15 protein-coding genes and 2 pseudogenes are annotated in these 23100 nt (G+C 69.3%); 9 read left to right on the top strand and 8 right to left on the bottom strand.

Annotated elements, in window-relative coordinates; genetic code table 11:
• Positions 1 to 251 precede the first annotated feature (251 nt).
• Together PH203_RS37690 and PH203_RS37685 are read left to right on the top strand one after the other, a co-directional pair.
• Entirely contained in the window at positions 252 to 4031 is a 3780-nt protein-coding gene (locus tag PH203_RS37690; protein WP_289926112.1) for a S8 family serine peptidase, read from the top strand.
• A gap of 102 nt (positions 4032 to 4133) precedes the next feature.
• A complete protein-coding gene (locus PH203_RS37685; protein WP_289926111.1) occupies positions 4134 to 5138 on the top strand; it encodes a LuxR family transcriptional regulator in 1005 nt (334 codons plus the stop codon).
• Between the two features lie 240 nt (positions 5139 to 5378).
• On the opposite strand, the gene PH203_RS37680 is transcribed toward PH203_RS37685, so the two are convergent.
• Entirely contained in the window at positions 5379 to 8480 is a 3102-nt protein-coding gene (locus tag PH203_RS37680) for a S8 family serine peptidase (protein ID WP_289926109.1), read from the bottom strand.
• A 214-nt stretch (positions 8481 to 8694) separates the two neighbouring features.
• Here PH203_RS37680 and PH203_RS37675 point away from each other — a divergent pair.
• The 3 genes and pseudogenes from PH203_RS37675 to PH203_RS37665 all read left to right on the top strand — a co-directional run.
• Positions 8695 to 8909: pseudogene (locus tag PH203_RS37675) on the top strand (ISL3 family transposase); the annotation flags it as partial.
• A gap of 438 nt (positions 8910 to 9347) precedes the next feature.
• Positions 9348 to 10496 carry a low temperature requirement protein A gene (locus PH203_RS37670; RefSeq protein ID WP_289926107.1) on the top strand — a complete coding sequence of 383 codons (1149 nt, stop codon included), beginning with the start codon at positions 9348 to 9350 and terminating at the stop codon, positions 10494 to 10496.
• A gap of 195 nt (positions 10497 to 10691) precedes the next feature.
• A pseudogene (locus tag PH203_RS37665) lies at positions 10692 to 10921 on the top strand (IS5/IS1182 family transposase); the annotation flags it as partial.
• Here PH203_RS37665 and PH203_RS37660 read toward each other — a convergent pair.
• From PH203_RS37660 to PH203_RS37650, 3 genes are all read right to left on the bottom strand, one after another.
• Positions 10911 to 11228, bottom strand: a complete 318-nt coding sequence (locus PH203_RS37660; RefSeq protein ID WP_289926221.1) for an ankyrin repeat domain-containing protein — start codon at positions 11226 to 11228, stop codon at positions 10911 to 10913. The pseudogene PH203_RS37665 and the gene PH203_RS37660 sit on opposite strands and share 11 nt — an antisense overlap.
• Positions 11229 to 11580: 352 nt before the next feature.
• Entirely contained in the window at positions 11581 to 12228 is a 648-nt protein-coding gene (locus PH203_RS37655) for a DedA family protein (RefSeq protein ID WP_289926106.1), read from the bottom strand.
• 51 nt (positions 12229 to 12279) lie between these two features.
• A complete protein-coding gene (locus PH203_RS37650) occupies positions 12280 to 13551 on the bottom strand; it encodes a glycosyltransferase 87 family protein (protein WP_289926105.1) in 1272 nt (423 codons plus the stop codon).
• Between the two features lie 185 nt (positions 13552 to 13736).
• Between PH203_RS37650 and PH203_RS37645 the strand changes: the two genes are divergently transcribed.
• The 4 genes from PH203_RS37645 to PH203_RS37630 are packed head-to-tail and all read left to right on the top strand — an operon-like array spanning position 13737 to position 19108.
• Positions 13737 to 14978 (top strand): bifunctional glycosyltransferase family 2/GtrA family protein, encoded by a 1242-nt coding sequence (locus PH203_RS37645; protein ID WP_289926104.1) that lies wholly within the window; start codon positions 13737 to 13739, stop codon positions 14976 to 14978.
• Positions 14975 to 16888 carry a glycosyltransferase family 39 protein gene (locus tag PH203_RS37640; RefSeq protein WP_289926103.1) on the top strand — a complete coding sequence of 638 codons (1914 nt, stop codon included), beginning with the start codon at positions 14975 to 14977 and terminating at the stop codon, positions 16886 to 16888. Before PH203_RS37645 ends, PH203_RS37640 begins: the two co-directional genes overlap by 4 nt.
• A 49-nt stretch (positions 16889 to 16937) precedes the next feature.
• Positions 16938 to 17657 carry a response regulator transcription factor gene (locus tag PH203_RS37635; RefSeq protein WP_289926101.1) on the top strand — a complete coding sequence of 240 codons (720 nt, stop codon included), beginning with the start codon at positions 16938 to 16940 and terminating at the stop codon, positions 17655 to 17657.
• Positions 17654 to 19108, top strand: a complete 1455-nt coding sequence (locus PH203_RS37630; protein ID WP_289926099.1) for a HAMP domain-containing sensor histidine kinase — start codon at positions 17654 to 17656, stop codon at positions 19106 to 19108. The genes PH203_RS37635 and PH203_RS37630 overlap by 4 nt, the downstream gene beginning before the upstream one ends.
• A gap of 63 nt (positions 19109 to 19171) precedes the next feature.
• Here the strand turns inward: PH203_RS37630 and PH203_RS37625 are convergent, their stop codons facing one another.
• The 4 genes from PH203_RS37625 to PH203_RS37610 all read right to left on the bottom strand — a co-directional run bounded on the left by PH203_RS37625 (position 19172) and on the right by PH203_RS37610 (position 23005).
• Positions 19172 to 19840 (bottom strand): response regulator transcription factor, encoded by a 669-nt coding sequence (locus PH203_RS37625; RefSeq protein WP_289926097.1) that lies wholly within the window; start codon positions 19838 to 19840, stop codon positions 19172 to 19174.
• The gene (locus PH203_RS37620) at positions 19837 to 21147 is read right to left on the bottom strand and encodes a histidine kinase (protein WP_289926094.1); all 1311 of its coding nucleotides are present in this window, start codon (positions 21145 to 21147) and stop codon (positions 19837 to 19839) included. The genes PH203_RS37625 and PH203_RS37620 overlap by 4 nt, the downstream gene beginning before the upstream one ends.
• Before the next feature lie 86 nt (positions 21148 to 21233).
• A complete protein-coding gene (locus tag PH203_RS37615; RefSeq protein WP_289926093.1) occupies positions 21234 to 22067 on the bottom strand; it encodes an ABC transporter permease subunit in 834 nt (277 codons plus the stop codon).
• Complete coding sequence (locus tag PH203_RS37610) at positions 22067 to 23005, bottom strand: ABC transporter ATP-binding protein (RefSeq protein WP_289926091.1); 939 nt, start codon at positions 23003 to 23005, stop codon at positions 22067 to 22069. Before PH203_RS37610 ends, PH203_RS37615 begins: the two co-directional genes overlap by 1 nt.
• Between the last annotated feature and the right edge of the window lie 95 nt (positions 23006 to 23100).

Here is a 23100-nt window from a genome sequence, read left to right as displayed (position 1 = left end):
CACGCGACGGATCACTGGCCGCTTCACCTGGCGGCAACACCGTTCCGGCCGACGCTCTTTGGCCACTTCCCGACCATGACCCCGAACCGGCACCCCTTCTGCCGACCGGCCCGCCCGCGCACGCGGCGATGGCGCGGTTGCGACATGTCCCACCTGCGCCACCGGGAAGCGGTGACACGGTGTCCGGCACCACCGGATTCTGTGCAGCACCGCATGAACTTCCCCTTGCGTGCATGGAAAGGGCTGACCAGATGAGACGGATCCGCCTCGTTGCGGCGATATCGGCCGGGCTGGCGCTGACCGCCGGTGGTGTGCCCCCGGCCGTGGCGGGGACGCCACGCCCCACCACGGTGACCACGAAACCCCCGGCGGGCGGGAGCACCACCGTGCGCCTCGTCACCGGTGACCGCGTGACCGTCACGACGTCCGCCGACGGCCGGCGAATCGCCTCCGTCCAGCCGGGCCATGGCCGCCACGGTGTCCTGTTCCGGACCGTGGAGCAGAACGGGGATCTGACGGTTCTTCCGTCCGACGCCGTCGACCTGGTCAACTCCGGTCGTTTGGACCGTCAGTTGTTCGATGTGAGCGCGCTGATCAAGCAGAGGTACGACGAGGCGCACAGCGACGCGCTGCCGCTGATCATCGGGCAGTCCGGGGGAATCCCGGCAGCCGAGGTCAAGAAGCTGTCCGCACTGACCACAAACGAGGCGCCGGCCCGCCGGCTGGACAGCATCGACGCGCAGGCGGTGCGTGTCTCCGCCGACGACCTGGGCCGTTTCTGGAAGCAACTGGCGTCCGCCGGCGGGACATCGGGTGCCGCACGGATCGCCGCCACGCCGAAGGTGTGGCTGGACGCCCGGGTGGACGCCGCCCTGGACCGCAGCACCGACCAGATCAACGCCCCCGCCCTGTGGAAGGCCGGCTACGACGGCAAGGCCGTGAAGGTGGCGGTCCTCGACACGGGCGCCGACCAGAGCCATCCGGATCTGGCGGGCCGGATCAGCCAGGCGAAGGACTTCTCCGGCAGCTCCGGAACCGGGGACGCCTTCGGCCACGGCACCCATGTCGCCGCCACCGTCGGCGGGAGCGGCGCCGCGTCCGGCGGCAGCCGCAAAGGGGTGGCCCCGGGCGTAGACCTGCTGATCGGCAAGGTCCTCGGGGACGACGGCTACGGGACCGAGTCCCAGGTGATCGACGGCATGGAGTGGGCCGCCTCCGCGGGCGCCAAGGTCGTCAACATGAGCCTCGGGGCGGACATCGCGACCGACGGCACCGACCCGATGAGCCTCGCGGTCAACGACATCAACGCCAGGAGCGGCGCCCTCTTCGTCGTCGCCGCGGGCAACAGCGGACAACAGGGCCCGCGGACCGTCGGCTCACCCGGTGCGGCGGACGCCGCGCTGACCGTGGGCGCCGTGGACCGGGACGACGCGCTCGCCCCGTTCTCCAGCCGCGGCCCGCGGACCGGCGACCGGGCGGTCAAGCCCGACGTGACCGCCCCGGGCGTGGGCATCGTGGCCGCCCGCGCCGCAGGCACCACCATGGGCGAGCCCGTGGACCAGTACTACGTCGCGGCCTCCGGCACCTCGATGGCCACCCCGCACGTCACGGGCGCCGCGGCCCTGCTCGCCCAGGCACATCCGACCTGGAGCGCACAGCGCATCAAGGACGCCCTGATCAGTACGGCGCACACGGTCCAGGGCGGGCAGCCGACCGAGCAGGGCGGCGGCCGTATCGACGTGGCCGCGGCGGCCCTCGGCCCGGTCACCGCCACCGGAACCGTCGCCCTGGGCCCCTTCTCCACCGGCGACGACACCGGAGCCCCGCGCACGGCCACGGTCCGCTACACCAACACCTCGGACAAGGACGTCACCCTCGCCCTCACGGCCCGCCTCGCCACCACCGGCGGCCGCGATCTCGCGCCCGGTGCGCTCCGCCTCGACTCGGACTCGGTGCGCATCGCCCCCGGCGCCACGGCGGACGTACCCGTGACCGCGGACCCCGCCCGGGCCGGACGCGGCGACTACTACGGCTACCTCACCGCCGCCTCCGCCGACGGCACCGTCAAGGTGCACACCACGCTGAGCCTCGTGGTGCACGGCCCCACTCACCAGCTCACCGTCACCACCATCGACCACAACGGCAAGCGCGTCCAGGCGCTGCCCACCATCTGGGGCGCCGACGGATTCGTCGACTACACCGACGGCGAGAAGGCCGTCGCCGAAGTCGAGGAGGGCACGTACCAACTCGACTACTCGAGCCTGGACACGGCCGCCGACGGCCAGGAACTGCGACAGGTCGTCCTGCCGGAGGTGAAGGTCACCAAGGACACGTCCGTCACCCTGGACGCCCGCAAGACCACCCGGGTCGACATCCGCACCCCGCGGCCCGCCGAACAGCGCGGCATCCTCAACTACCAGACGTACCGCAGCATCGACGGACACGGTCTGCTCCAGGGCACCATGTACTTCGACCTGGCCAAGCGGTTGTACGTCAGCCCCACGAAGGCGGTCACCGACGGCAGCTTCGAGTTCGCCTCGCGCTGGCAACTGGTCGCCCCGCTGCTGCGGGCGAAGAACTCCGGAACGGACCTCGCGCTCGCCCCGTACTACATGCCCAACTCCCCACTGTTCCCGGCGAAGGGCACCACGCTGACCGCCGTCGACGCGGGCACCATGGAGAAGCCGGACTTCGGCCGGGCCCGGGGCAAGCTCGCCGTCGTCCGCAACGAAACCGGCGCGGACGAACGGGACGTGGCCCGCAAGGCCGCCCGCGCGGGCGTACGAGGGCTGCTGATGGTCCACTTCTCCGACATCGCGTGGACCCGCTGGAACCCCGACGAGGAACGCGACGCCGTGCCCACGGTGCGCGTCTCCAGGTCGGCGGGCACCGCACTGCTGGCCCGGCTCAAGAGGCACAAGACCACCGTCAGGTTCACCGGAACGGCCAGGAGCCCCTACCTCTACGACGTCATGCAGACGTCCCGCGGGCAGATCCCGAAGCATGTGGTGCACACGGTGTCGTCGCACAACAGCGCCGTGGTCAAGGCCACTTACGCCGACAACGGAGGCGCCCCCTGGGCCGGTGAACAGAGCTTCGCCTGGCGCCCGTACCAGGACACCGCGTGGCTGCAGTACACCCGCTATGTGCCGACCGCCTTCGTACGCACCGAGTACGTCAGCGCGGACGACACCCGCTGGCTGCACCGGGTGCACCACACGACCACGTTCGACATCGACACCCCGCTGGCCGTCGGCATGAACGACACGCCGCGCACCTACCGAGCGGGTGAGCGGCTCGAGGAGCGCTGGCAGGGCGCCGTGGTCCGCCCCTCGATTCCCGCCGGCTTCGCGGCACCGTCGGTGCGCAAGGGGAACGTACTGGCCCTGCGCGTCCCGGAGTTCACCGACTCCTCCGCGGGACACTGGTCGCGGCTGCTCGCCTACGAGGGCGGCGGAGTCGGCGGCCTCGACACGAAGGCCGACGGACAGCGGGGCGACACGGCCGCCGCGGCCCTCTACCGCGACGGTGTCAAGGTCGCCGACGCCGACAGCGCCTGGACGGACTTCGAGGTGAGCCCCGACCCGTCCGACTACCGCCTGGACCTGACGACGTCACGCGCGGACGACGAATGGGCTTTCGGCACACGCACCGACACCTCCTGGTCCTTCCACTCCGCCGGCACGTCCGGGACGACCCGGCTGCCCCTGCTCCAACTCGACTACGACGTACCGCTCGACGCGCACAACACCGTGCACGCCGCGCGGACCCACACCATCGGTCTGAGCGTCCGCGCACAGGACGGGCTGCCCGCACCCCGAGACGTGTCCCTCCGGGTGGAGGTGTCGTACGACGACGGCAGGCACTGGAGCAGTACGAGGGTGAAGGCACGTGGGCACAACACGTTCGCGGCCACCGTGACCGGACCGTCCGGCCACGGGGACAGGTACGTGACGCTGCGGGCGACGGCACGGGACAGTGCCGGCCACAGCGTCCGGCAGACCGTGCAGCGCGCCTACCTGCTGCGATAGCCAATACACGGTGGTTGCAGGGGAGTTGGCCATGCCCCTGCAACCACCGGGGATGCAGTACGGTGTTCAACTGTCGGATCGGATGGTCCCGAGGAGCACACCGTGACGCTGGAGGCCGCCGGAGTCACCGGCGCGGAGGAGTCCGCGTACCGGATCCTCGTCACGATGGGCGGGGCCTCGGCAGACGACTTCGCGACCCGTGCCGGGCTGGTCGTCACGGAAGCCGAGCGGACGTTGCGGGCCCTCACGGCCAAGGGCCTCGCCAGTCACACCGACGCCACCCCCAGGCTCTACCGGCCGACACCCCCCGACGTGGCGCTCATGCCCCGGCTCAAACAGCAGGCCGACGCGCTGGACCACGCCCGTGCCACGGCCACCGGTCTGCTGGACATCTACCGGGACACCATGCGCCGCCGCGACGCCGGCCAGCTCATCGAGGTCATCACCGGCGCGGACGCCCTGCGCCAGCACCTGCGCCGCATCCAAGCCGACACCCGCGACGAGATGCTGTGGTTCTGCAAGGCGCAGTACGTGGCGATGCCCTCCGGCAGCAACGACGCGGAGTTCGAGGCCCTGGCCCGCGGCGTGCGCTACCGGGTCCTGTACGAGAAGGCGTTCTTCGACGACGACGGCGCGGTCGACAACGTTATCCAGGGGGTCCGGGCCGGTGAAGTCGCCCGCGCGGTACCCCACTTGCCCCTCCGACTTGCCGTGGCCGACCGCGCCATCGCCATCTGCCCCCTCGTGCCCGGAGGCCCGCACGGCAGCCCCGAGGAACCCACCGCGGCCCTGGTCCGCGACAGCAGCCTCCTGGCGGCGCTCATCGCCCTCTTCGAGCGGTACTGGGACGACGCCGTCCCCCTGCACGTCGACGACTCCGGCACGGTCAGCGGCACCGACGGAGCGGCCGGCGCCGACGCCCTGTCCACCACCGACCGACGTCTGCTCTCCCTGCTCGTCGCGGGTGTCACGGACAAGGCGATCGCCTCCCAGATGGGCCTGAGCCGACGCACGGTCCAGCGCCACATCCAGCACCTGATGACGTTCGCGGGCGCGGCGACCCGTATGCAGCTCGCCTGGCAGGCCGCCCGCCGGGGCTGGGTGTAGGTCCTCCCGTCGGCGCGGACGGCGTCGGTGGGCAGTTTCCTCGTAGGTCTCGCGGCGCTCGGCTTCTCGAAACTCGCGATGATCTCGTTTGCCGAGCGACGACTTCACTGCCGCCCGCTCCCCCGGGCCATGGCCGGGCGAGGGTGGAGTCCGGGACGTGAGCGAGCCGGTGGGACGGGAGCCGCTCGGCCCCGCCCCACCGGCCCCTCGGGCAGCCGTGGCCCCCGGGGAATTACGGCGTCACTGCCAGGAGTCCTGGGTCGTGGACACCAACTGGCCAGGAATCACCTGCCCCTTGGTGCGCAACTCGGTGTACGCCCAGTACTCGAGGTCCGGCTTCAGCGGAGCGTTGGGCCGCAGTTTGTACGGCGGTGTCGTGCCGCGCTCCACTGCGGTCGGCATTTCCAGCGTCGCGGGGCTGTAGTGGCCGTCACGGCTGAGGATGACGTGGCCCAGCCGGTAGTCGAGGACCGGGCCGCCGGCGTCCTGCGCGAAGACATACGCCGTGTACGTGCCCGCTTCCGGCATGAAAGCCCAGGCCCGCTCGGAGCTGCTCCAACTGGCGGCGCTCCGGTACACCAGCCTGTCGCCCTTGAACAACCACAGGTCGAGGTTGGCGTCCGGGGCGTCGGCCTCGGCCTGCACGACGATCCCGGCGCTGCCCGCCGGCACCTTGAAGGAGTGGGCCCGAACCCCGAGGCCCTGCTGGTCGAAGACCCCACCGCGGACCCCGGTCGGCATCGAGTACGACTCCCACCGCATGGGGGCGTAACCCGTCGACCGGCCGGAGAGGGGGCCGGTGAAGCCGGGCTCGATCATGCCGTAGGCGCCGCCGGCAAGCCGTCCGAACTCCTCCAGATTGTCGTCGTACTGCCGGGGCGCGATGCCCCACGGGCGCGCGGCCACCGGAATCCGCACCTGATGGGCGGTGCTGCGCCAGGTGATCGCGCCGGTGACGTAGCGGTCCCACGGTGCGCTGCCGCGCCGCAGGGTGATGGTCACCGAGGCGGTCTTGCCCGGTGCCACCGTCACCACCGCTGGTGAGACGCTGACCTGCATGCCCTCCAGCCCGCTGGTCGTGGCACGGTAGGTCTCCCGCTTGCTGCCGACGTTGGTCAGCTTGCGGGTCAACACCACCGGCTTGGTCCCGTCGTACTCGCGCAGCGCGATCGACGGCAGGTTCAGCTCGCGGCCGTCGGGCTGAGCCTCCTCACTGAAAGCGATCAGGCTCTTGACGTCCGGCTCGATGACCAGCCCCGGATCGGCGGCCCGCCTCAGCGACGACAGCCCGCTGCCCTGGGCCAGGGGGCTGGTGTCGTCCACGGTGTCGGCGGTGGTGTGGAGTGCAGAGGCGATCGCGCCGGGCGTCCAGCCGGGGTGCTCGGCCCTGAGGATCGCGGCCTCAGCGGCCACGTGCGGGGCCGCCATCGAGGTTCCCGAGTACGCGTCGTACTGCCGGCCGAAGTTCCCCGGCGGGGAGACGGCCGCGATGATGTCGCTGCCGGGGGCGACCAGGTCGGGCTTCATGAGCCCGTAGTGGTTCTTGTCCGGCCCCGTCGAGGAGTAGTCCGCGACGCTCGGCGCTTTGGAGCCGTTGCTGCTGGAGGTGAGTCGTGCGGTGGCGTCGGCGGGGTGCCTCATCAGGTAGTTGAAGATCTTGCCGGCCTGTTCCTTGGTGTTCAGGTAGAGCACCGGGAAGTCGTAGACGCTGTTGACCCTGAAGTTGCCGGTCGGGGCGAAGAGGACCATGGCCGCGGCGCCCTTGGCTCTGAGCTCGTTCACCGCGTCGTAGGGGTTGTCGAGGGCGCAGGCGACCACCTTGCCCTTCACCTTCGCCGGGTCCAGGCTGCCGGGCAAGCAGTATGCCGAGCCCTCCTCCAATGTGCCGGCCATCTCGCCGAAGACCAGCGGCAGGGATCGGCCGCCGGGGAGCACGTCCAGGGAAGCGCCGGTGAGCGAGGTGCCGTCGCCGAGCCGGACCGTTCCCGCGTTGACCTTGGTCACCGCCGCGCCGACCGTGGTGACCCATGGCTGGGTGTTGCTGACCGCGCTGCTGAAGCCGGTGTTGCCGGCCGCGGCGGCGACGAAGACTCCGGCCACCGTGGCGTTGAGGAAGGCGTTGCCGATGGGCGTGTTGGGCTCGGCGTCCCCCATCTGGGTCCCGATCGAGTAGTTCAGTACCTGTACGCCGTCGGCGACCGCCGCGTCGATGCCCGCGATGATGTCGGCGTCGTACCCCATGCCGCCCCACAGGACCTTGTAGACGGCGATCTGCGCGTCCGGGGCCACACCGGAGATCGAACCGAAGTTCCGCCCCGCGATGGTGACGTCGTCGACGGGCAGACCGGCGGCGGTGGACGCCGTGTGCGAACCGTGCCCGCCCATGTCCCGCGGGGAGAGCACCTCGCCCTCGGGCAGCTCGCCACGGGCCGCGAGGAACGTGTCGGCGAAGTACCGGGCGCCGACGATCTTGCCGTTGCAGTGCTCGACGACGAATCTGTCGCCGGTCTGGCAGGTACCGTGCCAGCCCGCCGGGGCGGACATCTTCCGGGCGAACGACGGGCTTTCCGGCCAGATGCCGGTGTCCAGGACGCCGATCACCATCCCGGCGCCGGTGCTTCGGCCCGGCTTCCGCGCGGTGGACTTCTGCGCGCTGGTCGCCTGAGGGCCGGTTGCCGATGCCGCAGTCGTAGCTGATTTGGCTGCGCCTGGTGCTGTGCCTGTTGCGGTGCCGGTCGTCGGCTGCGGCGTGGTGTCACCCAAGGACGACTGGCTGAGACTGACCATCTGCGACTCGGTGACCGAACGGACCCGCTTGTCCGCCTTCAGTGCCTTGACCTGAGCGGAAGTCAGCGTGGCGGAAAAACCGTTGAAGGCCGTGGTGTAGACCTCGCTGACCGTAATGCCGGCTGCCTTGGCCACCGCCGCCCGCTGGGTACCGAGGTGCTTCCGGTACGCCTTCGCCGCCCCCGACTGCGGCTCCAACTGCTCGCCCGGTGCCGGGCGGGTCCGGGTCAGCCCCGAGACCTTTCCCGTGTACGTCGTCACCGGATCCTCGGCGAGCTCCACGATGTACGCGGTGCGGCCGGTGGGCGTTTGCCTCTGCTCTGCCCCGGACTTACCGGTCCGGCCCGCTCTTAACCGGCCGGCACCCCCGGTCAGGTCGACCCGGTCCCCTTCGGGTCGCAGGCCGGAGCTGACACCGCTGCCTGCCGGGGTGTCCGGCTCGGCGGGTGCCGCCGTTGCCGTACCCCCAGTGGCGACCGTGCCGCCGCCGGCCAGGACGAGGGCCAGCAAGGGTATCGCCAGCCTCCGTCGCAGGGTTCGTGCGCTCGTAGCCACGAGACTCCTTCCAGCAACTCCCCTATGGGAGCGCTCCCATGAACGTCGACGCTCCCTCCCGGGACGTGGGGGGAGCACGGTCCTACCCAACGTGACGTCAGTTAATAGGAGGTACACGCGTTGTTACTGATGTCCACGGGGCCACAGTTGTTGCGCTTCTGCGGGCAAGGCATGCGTCGCGCCGGCGCGGAGCAACTTCAAGGCCGAGCAACACGAGCTCCTGGCCAAGCCCACCGCCGCCTCCCCGAGATGATCCAACTGGCCGCAGCCATACAGGACTTCGCCCAGCTCCTTGCGCCTCACGCCGACAATGCCGACGCGCTCTCGCATTGGATCGTCCAGGTCCGCGGCGCCGGCCTGCACCACCTGCATGCCTTCGCCCGAGGTGCACAACGAGACCGCGACGCTGTGAACGCCGCCCTCACACTGGCTCGTTGGCCGGGTCTTCCAGCAAGGCCCGCAGCACCAGTTGGGCCTGCAGGGTCATCCGCGAACTCCCCATGCTCGTACTCCGTGCAGCCTGGATAACGACTGCCTAGAGCTGACGGTATGTCACAAGACACTCCCCGACACCCCACCCCAGAAGGCCGCAGACACCACGCGGCGGCCCGGACCACACGTCGGACAAGCCCCTTGGGTCACCTCGCCGAGACCGTGCCGGACCGGGCTCGGCCGCCCGAAACGGAGGATCACTTCCCTCTTCCGTGGTGTACGCGAGAAGCGAACTCCCGTACCCAGCAACAACCATCTTTGGCCATAGCCAGTGGGTTATCGTTCCGCCGGTGGGCGGTGGGGCGCCCCAGAGGGGGAATTGTGGTAGCGAATGGCGAGGGGTCGCGGCTGGTCGCGACCCAGGACGGCCACCGAGTGACACCGGCCGAGCTCTTCTTCGACTTGGTGTTCGTGTATGCGATCACTCAGGTCACAGCACTGATGGCGGCCGACCCGAGCGGGTTGCGGCTGCTCGGCGGGATGGTCGCGCTGGCGCTGCTGTGGTGGTGCTGGTGCTGTTTCGCCTGGCTGGGGAACGTCGTACGGGCCGACTCCGGCGCGATGTTCACCGTACTGGTGTCCGTCATGGCCGTCGTCCTGATCGTGTCGCTGACCGTGCCCGAGATCTACGACGACGCGCCCGGCGGACTGCCCGCCCCCCTGGTCTTCGTCCTGTGCTACGGCGCCGTCCGCGTCCTTCACCTGGTCACGTACTGGCTGTCCGACCCCACCGACCAGGCACTGCATCGCGTCCTGCGCCGCACCGCCCTGCTCTCGGTGGCCCCGCCGTTCGCCCTGCTCCTCATCGGTGCGGCGTTCACCGGCGCCACCCAGATCATGATCTGGCTCGCCGCCGTGGTCATCGACTACCTGGGCATCTTCCTCACCGGAAAATCAGGCTGGCGGGTCGCCTCACCCGGCCATTTCGCCGAACGCCACGGCCTGATCGTCATCATCGCCCTCGGCGAGTCGATCGTCGCCATCGGCGTCGGCGTCTCCGGCTTCGCGCTGAGCACCCCGGTCGTGGCCGGTGCCGCCCTGGGGCTGCTCGTTTCCGCAGGGCTGTGGCGCCTGTACTTCCGTCAACTCGCCGAGACGGTCGAGCATCGGCTGACCACCGTGACCGGCGACGACCGCACCCGGCTGGCCCGTGACGCGTACACCTTCCTCCACCTTCCCCTCGTGGCCGGAATCGTCATCACCGCCCTCGGCATGAAGAAGGCCCTCACGCAGATCGCCGACACCGGCCATTACGACCTGACCGACCCCCTCCACGGTGTCGTTGCCTGGGCCCTGCCGGGCGGCGTCGGTGTGTTCCTCCTCGCCTCGGCCGCCCTGCTCCTGCGCACCACGAGCCACCGCTCCCCGCTCCTCCTCGCCGGCGGAGCCGTCTGCCTCGTCGCAGGACCCGCCGTCACCCTCGTCCCCTCTCTCGTCGCCCTGGCCGTCCTGGCCGCGCTCGTGACCGCCCTGGTCCTCGTCCAGGACACCACCGCCCGGTCCCATGTGACCGCCGCCGACTGAGCCCCGGGCCGGCCGGCCCCTGCGCAGGTCAGCGAGGAGAGCCACTCGCCGCGCCTACAGGTGCGGGGAGCACATGAAGGCTTGGAAGAGAGGCTGCCCCTGCGGTGGCTCCCTCAACTGCCAGGGACGGCATGTCGCATGACGGAGCGTCAGTGTGCGGACGAGAAGGGCAGATGCGCATGCGGGATACGACTACGCCACCTGCGGCGATGGTTATCGGCACGCGGTATCCGGGATCGGATCACCCGCAAGGGAAGGGGCAGCTCTCAGCGGCTGGACCGCCACCGTTGGGACGTCGAACGGGCCGTCTCGTAGCCGGCCGACTGCCGCCGTTTCCATCGCCGCTACGAACCAAGGCCGAACACTTTCCCGCCCTCACCAGCATCGCCTGCACCCTCAGCTGCCTGCGCCACCTCACCCGCTGATGTGCCGTTGCAAAAGCCTGACTGCCAGGTCGTGGTCATAGTGAAGGGCCAGGTCCATGGGCCTTTGCCCGTCAGGCCCCGGGAGTTGCGGGTCAGCACCGAAGGCCAGGAGCACAGCGGTGGTATGCACAGTCAGTGGGACGCCGCTCTGCAGGGCCCCATCGCCTTCAGCGTCAATGGCATGCGTCAGAAGGGTCATGTTGTCGCACACCTCGTCGGGGTCGGCTCCCTCGGCCAGCAGCTGAGCCAAGGTCTCTGCGTCCTCGTTCTCCACCGCTTGATGGGCCGGTGTCCAGGTGCTCTCCACGGCGGTATTCAACCGTTGCTGCTCCAGACCGGCCAACGCATTCCCCCGTCTTTGAGCGCCAATTGAGATGACTTGTCAGTCATGTCTCGGTCGAGTCGGTGTCATTTCCGGAATCCTGCAGCGCCGGGGCCGCTGCGCTCGATGGGACAGTCGGCGCGTCCGCGACGTCTGGGCGGCCGTTTCGTGGCGGCTGCTCCCGCCTGCTCCCAACACGCCCCCGAACTCCGCCTTTTGAGCGCTGGCGGGGCCGACCGCGGTCGGCCCCGTCGCAAACAGGACTCCGCACGGCAGTTGGCTCCGACCACCGCTCTGTCGGCGTCCCGCGCAGCCGACCAGTTCAACAAGCCACCCGCTACTGGACATTGCCATCGCTTCGTCTCCGTTCACGCATCCGGACCGCCACGAACACGACGATTGCCATTGCGACGACTACGATGACCACCTTCTGGAAGACGCCCGCGTACGCGTCCACGTCCTGCCAGTTGGCGCCCAGCTGGTAGCCGGTCACGACGAAGCCGGCGTTCCAGATCAAGCTGCCGAGCGTGGTCAGGCACAGGAACCGGAGCACAGGCATCCGTTCGACGCCCGCAGGAAGCGAGATGAGGCTGCGGAACAGCGGCACCATCCGGCCGAAGAAGACCGCCTTCGTGCCGTGTTTGAGGAACCAGCGTTCGGTGCGGTCGAAGTCTGACGGCTTCATCAGGGGCGCACGGTTGATCAGGGAACGGACGCGGTCACGGCCGAGCCAGGCGCCCAGCCAGTAGGTGAGCAGGGCGCCGGCGACGGAGCCGAGGGTGGTCCAGAACAGCGCCATGAACAGGCTCATGGTGCCCTGGCTCGCGGCGAAACCGGCCAGGGGCAGCACCAGTTCGCTCGGCATCGGCGGGAAGATGTTGTCGATGCCGACGAGGAGCGCCGCGCCCGGTCCGCCCAGCTGGTCCATGGTGTCCATCACCAGGCCGGTGAGACCCCCTGGCTGGTCGGCGGCTGCCACATACATGATTTGACTCCCTCCGGTCGGTCGTGGAATTCCGTGGTGGAACCTGGTGGATCACCGTGTACTCAGCGCATCGTGAGTTTGTGTTTCGGGCGGTCCCAACGGGGAGTCTCGCCGGAACTCGCAGAATGCCGTCCATGCCACGGATACGACCGCAACCGCCATGAGGGCAGCGAGGATCCGGAATTCCAGGGTGGGCGCGAACGGGTTCGGCATCCCGGCCGGCATCTCGCTCGGCATCTCGCCTGTCGTACCGCCCGGCATGGCCCCTCCGCCGGGAAGGCTGGTCCCTCCTGGCAGGTCTCCCGGGGGCGATGAATCCTCTGCCGGGAACAGCACGTGCAGATAGGCGAGAAGCGAGGCCACCTGCACAAGGACGGGCACGTACCAGAGGCGACGCGGCAGATGGAACGCCGCGATCACGGTGAGCACCTCGGCCAGGTAGAAGTAGCGCTCGTGCATCGACGGCAGGAGAAACGGCACGAGGACGGCCGAAGTTGCTCCCAGCAGTACGACTTTCGCTGTCGTCAGCCTGACTCGGCTGAGCAGTACGCCCAGGCACAACCCGAGAATCACCAGCCCGGTCACCGCGATACCGATGGGCCGGATCACCTCCGCGTCGGCGCTCGCCGGGAGGAACTGGTAGATCGACGGCGCGTGCAGGGACAGCTGCGTGTACGAGCTCGTCTGGTCCGCATAGACCGACAGCAGGCGCCCTATGGGTGCTCCGACCAGCAGCGCCGGCACGTCAAGGAGCAGGACGACCCCGGGGACGGCCATCAGTACCCGCCAGGGGATCCACTTCTTCAAAGCGAGGACCAAGAGCAGCGGGAACAAGAAGACCGCCTGCAGCTTGAAGGCCAGTGACAGGCCGAAGAAGACGCCGGCCGGCCATGGCCGCCGGCGCAGGAGGAAGTACACGCCGCCGAGGCCGAACGCGGCGTAGATGGAGTCGGCCTGTCCCCACATCGCGCTGTTGGCCGCCACGGTGGGGAGGGACAGCACGATGAGGGCAGCCAGTGCCGGCAGCCGGCGGTCGGTGTGGCGCAGCGCGACGATGCGGTAGGTGAAGTACGCCAGTACGAGGTCGAACGCCACCGAGATGATCTTGATCCCGGTGAGTGCGGGTATCGGCAGATAGGTCAATGCCGCTATCAGGTACAGATAAGGGACGTTGTAATCGGCGAAGCTGTACTTGAGCGCTCCGAATCCACCGTGTGTGGAAATGAATTCGTACCAGCCCTTGACGAAGAACTTGTAGTCGGTGGACTCGTGGTCGAACATGGCGACCCTGACCACGACTGCTAGCACGACCGCTGTAGCCATCAGTCCCACTCGGCGGGATGTTCGCGTCTGTTTCTCGTCGCTCTCGACGGATTCCGATGCTGCTGACACGCCGCGACCGTAGGACGCGTTTGTGCGAGTTGCCTGGGAGTCGAACTCGCGGATTCCCAGGCTTCTTTCAGGTCCCGTCCAGGCTGCTTGCGGGTACGCCTGGCACACCTGTGGTCATGACTGGCACCCCTGCCCCGGCGACACCGCCGGACCTGACCGGTGCGACCAAGACCGCCACGGTCGACGTCGTGATCCCGGTGTACAACGAGGAACGCGCGCTGCGCGGCTGCGTGGACGTCCTGACGTCGTATCTGGGCGAACAGTTGCCGTTCGAGTGGACCATCACCATCGTCGACAACGCCAGCACCGACGCCACCCTGGCGATCGCCAACGAGCTGACCGAGGCATCGGATCGGGTTCGTGTGCTGCATCTCGACGAGAAGGGCCGTGGCCGGGCCCTGCGCACCGCGTGGCAATGGAGCGACGCCGACGTGGTGGCCTATATGGACGTCGACCTGTCGACCGGCCTCGACGCGTTGCTGCCCCTGGTGGCTCCACTGGTCAACGGCCACTCGGACGTCTCGATCGGCTCGCGGCTGGCCTCGAGCGCGAGGACCGTGCGCGGCCCGAAGCGTGAGCTGATCTCCCGGGGTTACAACGCGCTCATCCGGCTCAGCCACGGCGCGAAGTTCTCCGACGCCCAGTGCGGCTTCAAGGCCGCGCGCACCGACGTGATCCGCCCGCTGCTCGGCCACATCAAGGACGACAACTGGTTCTTCGACACCGAACTGCTGCTGCTGGCCGAGCACAACGGACTGCGGGTGCACGAGGTTCCGGTCGACTGGGTCGAGGACATCGACACCCGGGTCAGGATCGGATCGACCGCGCTCGAGGACATCCGGGGTCTGATCCGGGTGGCGCGGGCGAAGGCCGCCGGCACCGCGAGAGTCGCCGGCCTGCCGCGGCGTCCGGAACCCCAAGCGGCCCACCCGGACGCGGTGTTGTCGCGACGGGACCCGGGTCTGGTCTGGCAAGTGCTGTCGTTCGGCACGATCGGCCTCGTCTCCACCGCGGTCACCCTGCTGCTCTACGCGCTCCTGCGGCCGACGATGCACCCGTTGGCGGCCAATCTGCTGGCGCTCGTGGTCACCACGATGTTCAACACCGAGGCCAACCGGCGGTTCACGTTCCTCGGCTCCCGTGGCTCGTCCGGCAGAGCGCACCTGCAAGGGCTCATCGTCTTCGGCCTCTACTACGCCTTCACATCGACCGCGCTGCTGGTTCTGCACGCGGCAGTGGCCGAACCCTCGCGTCTCCTCGAACTGGTCGTGCTGCTCGGCGCGTCCGTGCTCGGCACAGCCGGCCGGTTCGTCCTGCTGCGTGGCTGGGTCTTCAAACAGGAAAAGGGAAACGTATGACCGCCGCCGATACCGGTCACGCGCAGCAGACAGTGCACATTGCACCGACACGGCAACGTCCCCGGCCCTGGCCGGCGTACGCGCTCATCGCGATCCTCGTACTCGGGACGGTGCTGTACGGCTGGGTGTTGTGGACCGACAGCTGGGGCAACACGTACTACACGGCCGCGGTCAAGTCGATGTCGTCGAACTTCACGAACTTCCTGTTCGGTTCGTTCGACCCGGCCGGTACGGTCACGATCGACAAACCGCCGTTGGCGCTGTGGCCGCAGGTGGTCTCGGTGAAGATCTTCGGCTTCCACCAGTGGTCCGTGCTGCTGCCGCAGGTGGTCGAAGGCGTCGCGGCGATCTTCCTGCTGCACCGGGCGGTCCGGATGTGGGCGGGTGAGAAGGCCGCACTGATCGCCGCGTTGGTCTTCGCGCTCACGCCGGTCACCGTGGCGATCACCCGCACCAACAACACCGACACCATGCTCGTCCTCACGCTCGTCGCGGCGGCTTGCACCATCACTCGCGCGATCAAAGCACTGGAACCACACACACGGACGAAGTGGCTGCTGTTCACGGCCTTCCTGATCGGTTGCGGCTTCCTGGCGAAGATGGCGGCCGCGTACATCGTCCTTCCCGCCTTCTTCGCCGCGTACCTGGCCGGCAGCAAGGCGCACTGGCGCCGTCAGGTGCTCGACCTGGCCGGTGCGGCCGTGGTGCTGCTGGCGAGCTCACTGTGGTGGGTCGCCGCATGCGGACTGTGGCCGGGTAAGAAGCCCTACGTCGGCGGCAGCACGGACGGCACGGCCCTGGACCTGATCCTGGGCTACAACGGGCTCGGCCGCGTGTTCGGCGGTGATGGGAACGGCACCGGCGGGGCGGCTGCCACCGGCGGCGCAGGCGGCCCCGGCGGGGGCGGCCCCGGCGCAGGCGGTGCCTCGTTCGGCGGCCCGCCCGGTGCGGGCCGGATGTTCGGCGACGCGGTCGGCGGGCAGATCAGCTGGCTGCTGCCGCTGGCGCTGATCGCGCTGGCGTTCGCGGCGCTGCTCGGCTTCCGGCGGCTGCGCCGCAGCGACCCAGCGGACCCCGCCCACCGGGCAGGCTGGGTGCTGTGGGGCGGCTGGCTCCTGGTGAACGCGCTCGTGTTCAGCAACCAGAAGGGCGTCTTCCACCCGTACTACACCACGCTCATGGCACCCGCGATCGGCGCACTGGTCGGCGCAGGCACCGTGTGGGCGTTCCAGAAGTACCAAGAGCGCCACGGACTGGGCCGGTTCATGCTGCCCGCCGGCGTCGCGGTGACCGCGGCATGGGCGTGGGTGCTCATCTCCCGGGACACCTCATGGCACGGCTGGCTGCGTTACGCGGTGGTGCTGGTCGCACTGGTGGCAATCCTGGCCCTGGTGCTACGCAAGGTCCCGAAGGCGGGAATCGCGCTCGGGCTCGGCGCGGTGCTGCTGGCACCCGCCGTGTGGTCCGCTGCCGGTTCGGTCTCCACCGCTGGCACCCCGAGCCTGCCGGCCGCGGGGCCGGTGGAGGAGGTGATGCCTGCCGGCTGGGACAGCGGGGAACTCACGGCGGAGCAACGCAAGATCCTGTCCTACGCCAAGTCGCATTCGTCCGGAGCGGGGATCACGCTGGCGGTCGAGGGCGGCTCCCAGGCCGCGGGGGTGTACATCGTCGCGACCAGCCAGAGCGTGGTCGGCATGGGCGGGTTCGACGGCAAGGACCCGGTGCCCTCGGTGGACCAGTTGTCCACCTGGGTGCGCGAGGGCAGGCTGCGGTTCGTGCTCACGGGCGGCGGGATGATGAACACGGACGCAAAGACGCTCATCGAGCGGACCAAATGGATCAAGCAGAACTGCCATCCTGTGCTCACCGCGGGCCAGAACGGGACACTGTACGAGTGCACCGACGCCTGATTCACAGCGTTCCCAGCAAGTTCCCAGGTTTGTCGTTGATGCTGGTCAAGTGGACCAGCATCAACGTGGCGAGACGACCGTCCTGGTAGTCGACGACGAACCGAACATCCTGGAGCTGCTGTCGGCAGCGCTTCGGCTGAGCGGGTTCTCCGTGCACGCGGCGAACTGCGGAGCCGAAGCGCTGGCCACGGCCCGGCGTGTACGGCCGGACATCGTCATTCTGGACGTGATGCTGCCCGACACCGACGGCTTCAGCCTCGCCCACAACCTCCGTACCTTGCATGACCGGTTGCCGGTGCTCTTCCTGACCGCCCGGGGCGCCGTGGAAGACCGGATCGCGGGCCTGACAGCCGGCGGCGACGACTACGTGACCAAGCCGTTCAGCCTGGAAGAAGTGGTGTTACGGCTGTGGGCGATCCTGCGGCGCACAGGCAGCGGCACCGACGTCCCGCAGGACGACGGCACCCTCCGGTACGCCGATCTCGTGCTCGACGAGGACGCCCACGAGGTCCACCGGGCCGGTCGGCTGGTCCGGCTGTCGCCCACCGAGTTCAACCTGTTGCGGTACCTCATGGTCAACGCCGAACGGGTGGTCAGCAAACCGCAGATCCTCGACCGGGTGTGGAGCTACGAATTCGTCGGGGACGGCCGGATCGTCGAGTCGTACATCAGCTATCTGCGCCGCAAGATCGACTCGGTGGAACCATCGCTGATCCATACCGTCCGGGGCGTCGGCTACTCACTGCGGCTGCCCAGGGAAGAACGATGAGCAAGAACCGGTGGCGCAGACCGTGGACCCTACGGGCGCGCCTGGTTGCGGCGTTACTGGTGCTGGCCGCCCTCGGCCTGGGCGCCATCGGGGCCGCGAGCGTCGTGATGATCCGCGATTCCATGATCGCCCGGATGGACAACCAGCTCAGGGTCCTCGTGCAACAGGTGGACGGCCGCCCGGGACAGTTGAAGCCGTCGCCGGAGGACCGGCGCAACTCCACCGGTCTGCCCACAGAGTTCGCGCTCCACGTGCTGTACACCAACGGGAAGCCGGAGCTGTCCGCCCAGCTGCCCACGGCGGGGCCGGCCCTGCCGGTGATCAACTCGACCACCGTCGACCGGTACGAGGAGCACCCGTTCACAGTTGCCGACAAGCAGGGCGGCGGCGACTGGCGCGTCGTGGTGTCCAGGCGGGAGATGGCCGACGGACAGCGGATCATCGTGGCCGCACAGTCGACGGAGACCACCGAGGCGACCGTGACGCAGCTGATCTGGATCGAGATCGGGGTCGGGACCGCTCTGCTGCTCATCGTCGGCGGGGTCGGGTTCCTGCTGGTACTGCTTGGACTGCGACCCTTGACCAAGATCGAGAAGACGGCGGAGGACATCGCCGGCGGCAACCTCGAGCTGCGGGTGGCGTCGGATGCCCACACCGAGGTCGGCCGGCTCGGTGGCGCCCTGAACACCATGCTCAGCAGGCTTTCCTCCGCACTGCGCCAACGGGAACGGTCCGAGGAGCGGCTGCGCAGATTCGTGGCGGACGCCTCGCACGAGCTCAACACCCCGCTGACATCGATCCGTGGCTTCGCCGAGCTCAACCGCTGCGGCGGCGCGCCGGACCGGGCCGACGTGGACCGGCTGATGGTCCGGATCGAAGACGAGGCGATCCGGATGAGCCGCCTTGTGGACGACATGTTGCTGCTCGCCCGGCTCGACCAGGAACGCGCCCTTGACCTGGTCGAACTCGACATCTGCACGCTCGTCGAGGACGCCGTGCACGACGCCGGGGCCCGCGACCCGGAGCGGCCGCTGATCCTGGAAAGCACCGAAAAGCCGATCCGGGTCACCGTGGACGAACACCGGATGCGTCAGGTGATCACGAACCTCGTCAGCAACGCCATGGCCCACACCCCGCCCAGCACTCCCGTGCACGTCCGCGTAGGCATGCCCGTCACGGTGCCCGAACCTCCCGTGGCCGTGGCGGGAAGCTTGGAGCCGGGCAGCCGCGTCGTACTGGAAGTGGTCGACCAAGGTCCCGGCGTGCCGCTGGAGGCCGCGCCGAACATCTTCGACCGGTTCTACCGGGTCGACGAGGCCCGCTCCCGCTCCCGCGGCGGCACCGGACTCGGACTGGCCATCACCGCCGCGATCCTGGGAGCCCACGGCGGCCGCGTAGAACTCAGGACGGCGCCCGGCGAAGGTGCCCGCTTCACCGTGCTGCTTCCCTAGCCCCTGAAGTCTCCCTGCCGGTGACCACGGCGGAGACCCGTGAGCGACTTCGTGGCGGACCTGCTACGGCTTCGTGCGAACCAGTCCCGCGTCGTACGCGGTGATCACGGCCTGGATGCGGTCCCTCGCTCCGATCTTGGCAAGGACCCGGCCCACGTGCTTCTTCACCGTGGATTCGGTCAGGACGAGCCGTTCGGCGATCTCTGCGTTGTTCCAGCCCCTGCCGATGGCCATGAGCACCTCCCGCTCACGGCCGCTGAGCGTGGCCAGCCGGGGGTCCTCGACGACAGGGGCGCCGGCCGGGGCGAGGACCTGGTGGGCGTAGGCGTCCAGCAGGCGCCGGGTCAGGCTGGGGGCCACGACGGCGTCGCCTGTTGCGACCGCGTGGATGCCGGAGACGATCTCCTCGGGGCGAGCGTCCTTGAGCAGGAAGCCGCTGGCTCCGGCGCGCAGTCCGTCGTGGGCGTACTCGTCGAGGTCGAAGGTGGTCACGATGAGGATGTGGGTCCGACCGCCGCCTGCGGTGATCCGGCGGGTTGCCTCCAGGCCGTCCATGCCAGGCATGCGGATGTCCATCAGGACGACGTCGGGGCGCAGTTCGGCTGCCATGCGGACGGCCTGCGCACCGTGCCCGGCCTCGCCGACGCAGGTCAGGCCGGGGGTGCCCTCGATGAGCATGCGGAAGCCCATGCGCTGCAGAGGCTGGTCGTCCGCGATCAGGACAGTGGTCATGGCAGCGGTTCTTCTCCTGGTGTCGGCGGGGCAGGCCCGTCGGATGCGTGAAGTACGACATCGACCATCCAGCCGGGCCGGTCGTCGCGCGGGCCGACGGTGGCGATGCCGCCGTACAGGGCGGCCCGCTGGCGGATGCCGACCACGCCGTGCCCGGCATCGTCGGCCTGCGGCCGTGGCCACGGCCCGGGCACCTCCAGCGGGGCGCCGGTGTCGGTGATCCGGATGCGGACCTGTCCGGCGTCCGCGGTCACGGCGACCTCGGCGGTGGAGCCTGCACCGGCATGCTTGAGGGTGTTGGTCAGGGCTTCCTGGACGATGCGGTAGACGGTCAGCTGCACGCTGCCGCCGAGTGTGTCGAGGTTGCCCACGCTCCGGTAGGTGACGCCCAGCCCCGCGGTGCGGACCCGGGCCAGCAGGGCGTCCAGATCGCGGATGCCGGGCTGCGGGCTGAGCGGCCGGTCGCCGTGCTGCGTCTCGCGCAGGACGCCCAGGACACGCCGCAGTTCACTCATGGCCTGGCGGCCGGTGTCGCCGAGGATGCGCAGGGCCTGTTCGGACTGCTCACCGCTGTTGGCGGCGAGGGTGGCGGCGCCGTCGGCGACACTGATCATGACGGAGAGATTGTGGCCGACGATGTCGTGCATCTCGCGGGCGACGCGGGAACGTTCGGCGGCGACGGTGAGCTGTTCACGCTGGTCGCGTTCGATCTCCAGCCGTCGGGCACGGTCTTCCAGCGCGGTCAGATACAGCTGTCGGGTACGCAGCGTCAGCCCGACGGCGGCAGCCGCGGTCATCGTCCCCAGCTCGAAGAACAGGCTCTGCAGCCAGCGCTCAGCCGGCAGCAGTACGAGAACCGGAACCGTCTCCTGCGCGATGGCCACGGCGGCGACCCAGCCCACCAGCCGCAGGGAACCGTAGCGGGCCATGGTGTACAGGGCGATGAACGCGGCGATGCCGGCCGCCAACTGCAGGCCCAGCGCCCCCTGGACAAGCGTGACCAGGGCGATCACGAAATACACGGGGGCCGGGGCGCGGCGGCGCCACCACAGCGGCACGATCAGCGCGGCGGACACCACGTAGGAGACGGCGGCCGGCAGGTCGTCGCGGCCTTCGGTCACCCCGAAGGGGCCGTCGCTGCCGCCGTCGGAGAACAGGTCGGTCAGCCCGATCACCGCCACGATCAGCACCACCGCGGTGTCGAGCAGCCAGGGATACCGCCGGCCCACCTGCTTGAGGCTGCGCCGGCGGCGCAGCAGCCAGTCCAGCAGGGGGTGTCCCCCGCCGGCCTCGAATCCGGGGGGCATCGAGGTTGCCGCCCCCCGGACCCGATTCGCGGCAAGGGCCGCGTGGCGGTGCCGATTCATGAGCCCGCTGGTCTCCACTTCCCAGCTCAGGCGTCGGTCCGCTGCAGCCGGAAGGCCGCCGCGGAGAGTGCGAGCGCCACCCAGCCGGCGAAGACCACGAACCCGGCACCGGGCGAGAGCGAATCGGCCGACCGGTGCAGGGAGAACATGGCCTCTCCAGCCGTGCCGGGGAAGTACGGCTCGAGCGCGTCGCCCATCGAGTCGGGCAGCAGCGAGGTCAGATTGGGCAGGATCATCAGGATGCCGAGCAGGGAGGTGATACCTCCGGCAGGAGAGCGCAGCAACGCGCCCAGAGCCACACCGAACACCGCCACCAGAGCCATGTACACCCCGAAACCGAGCAGGCTGCGCAGCACACCCTCATCCCCCAGCGACAGGGAGATCTTCTCGCCGTCCAGACCGACCGCGCCCAGCGCGAACGCCACCAGCGCGCCGATCGCGGTAAGGACCAGCACCAGCAGCGCCACCACAACACCCTTGGACAACAGCACCGGCAGCCGCCTGGGGACCGCGGTGAGCGTGGAGCGGATCATGCCCGTGCTGTACTCGCCCGCGAACAGCAGCACTCCCAGCGAGCCCACGATCAGCGACACCAACGGCGAGCCCATCAGGGCCAGGCTGACCGCGTCGCGGGAACCGTCGCCCATACCCTGATCAGAGTTCCCTGCCGTGGGGGGACTGTAGGTGGCGGAAGCGATCACCCCGAAGGCGAGCAGCACGACCAGGGAGGCAGCCAGAGCGATCCAACTGGAGCGCAGCGACCAGAACTTGAGCCACTCCGAACGCACGACCCCGCGAGGCGTCACCTTGCCCACCGGCGTCGACGCGGCAGCTACCTCGGAAAGAGACGAGGTGGTCATCATGCCGCCTTCCGGTCGGTGCCCGCGCCGGCGACGGGTCCGCTGTGGTACTCCACAGCATCACGGGTGAGGTCCATGAAGGCCGTCTCCAGGGAAGCGGCCTGCGGGGTCAGCTCATACAGCGACACCCCGTGCGAGGCGGCGATCACTCCGATCTCCCGGGCAGTGCGCCCGGAGACCACCAACTCCTCGGCGGAGTCGGAGGTGATCACCACATCCGGGCCGGCGATGAACGAGCGCAGCCGCTCCGCCTGGTCGGTGACGACCTTCACGCCGCCGCCGGCGGCCGTCCGCGTGAAATCGTCCAGCGTGGTGTCCGCGAGCAGCCGTCCGCGGCCGACGATGACCAAGTGGTCGGCGATCAGCGCCATCTCGCTCATCAGGTGCGAGGAGAGCATCACCGCCCGGCCCTCGTCGGCCATCCCGCGCAGGAGGTTGCGCACCCACAGCACACCCTCCGGATCCAGGCCGTTGACCGGCTCGTCCAGCATGACGATCTCCGGATCGCCAAGAAGTGCTGCGGCGATACCGAGCCGCTGCCCCATGCCGAGCGAGAAGGCACCCACCCGCTTGCCGGCCACACTGGTCAGCCCTGCCAGCTCGATCACTTCGTCCACCCGGCGGCGCGGGATGCCGTGCGTGTGCGCCAACGCCATCAGGTGGTTACGCGCGCTGCGCCCCGGGTGGACGGACTTGGCCTCGAGCAGAGTGCCGATCTCGTGCAGCGGCGCCGGGTGCTCCGCGTAGGTGCGACCATTGACGGTGACTGCGCCCCCGGTAGGGGCATCGAGACCGGCGATCATGCGCATGGTCGTCGACTTGCCCGCGCCGTTGGGGCCGAGGAATCCGGTCACTTCACCAGGTTTGACAGAAAAGCTCAGACGGTCCACGGCCGTCTTGTCGCCGTAGCGCTTGGTCAGCTCGCGCGCTTCGATCATCGAGATCACCCTTTCTCCGCTCCGATCACGGCCACGGAAGGGCCGTGACCTCTGCATTCGAAGCTACGGGCGGGAAAAGCCGAATCGCTGGGACC

This window comes from Streptomyces sp. S.PB5 (assembly GCF_030403745.1).
Lineage (GTDB): Bacteria > Actinomycetota > Actinomycetes > Streptomycetales > Streptomycetaceae > Streptomyces.
This window is presented reverse-complemented; position numbering and strand designations above follow the sequence as displayed.

Bases quoted from the DNA above. Each gene is read 5' to 3' on its own strand.
- PH203_RS37690 (WP_289926112.1), top strand. From the start codon at position 252: ATGAGACGGATCCGCCTCGTTGCGGCGATATCGGCCGGGCTGGCGCTG.
- PH203_RS37655 (WP_289926106.1), bottom strand. From the start codon at position 12,228: ATGTATGTGGCAGCCGCCGACCAGCCAGGGGGTCTCACCGGCCTGGTG.
- PH203_RS37650 (WP_289926105.1), bottom strand. From the start codon at position 13,551: ATGGCTACAGCGGTCGTGCTAGCAGTCGTGGTCAGGGTCGCCATGTTC.
- PH203_RS37645 (WP_289926104.1), top strand. From the start codon at position 13,737: ATGACTGGCACCCCTGCCCCGGCGACACCGCCGGACCTGACCGGTGCG.
- PH203_RS37640 (WP_289926103.1), top strand. From the start codon at position 14,975: ATGACCGCCGCCGATACCGGTCACGCGCAGCAGACAGTGCACATTGCA.
- PH203_RS37630 (WP_289926099.1), top strand. From the start codon at position 17,654: ATGAGCAAGAACCGGTGGCGCAGACCGTGGACCCTACGGGCGCGCCTG.
- PH203_RS37625 (WP_289926097.1), bottom strand. From the start codon at position 19,840: ATGACCACTGTCCTGATCGCGGACGACCAGCCTCTGCAGCGCATGGGC.
- PH203_RS37620 (WP_289926094.1), bottom strand. From the start codon at position 21,147: ATGCCCCCCGGATTCGAGGCCGGCGGGGGACACCCCCTGCTGGACTGG.
- PH203_RS37615 (WP_289926093.1), bottom strand. From the start codon at position 22,067: ATGACCACCTCGTCTCTTTCCGAGGTAGCTGCCGCGTCGACGCCGGTG.
- PH203_RS37610 (WP_289926091.1), bottom strand. From the start codon at position 23,005: ATGATCGAAGCGCGCGAGCTGACCAAGCGCTACGGCGACAAGACGGCC.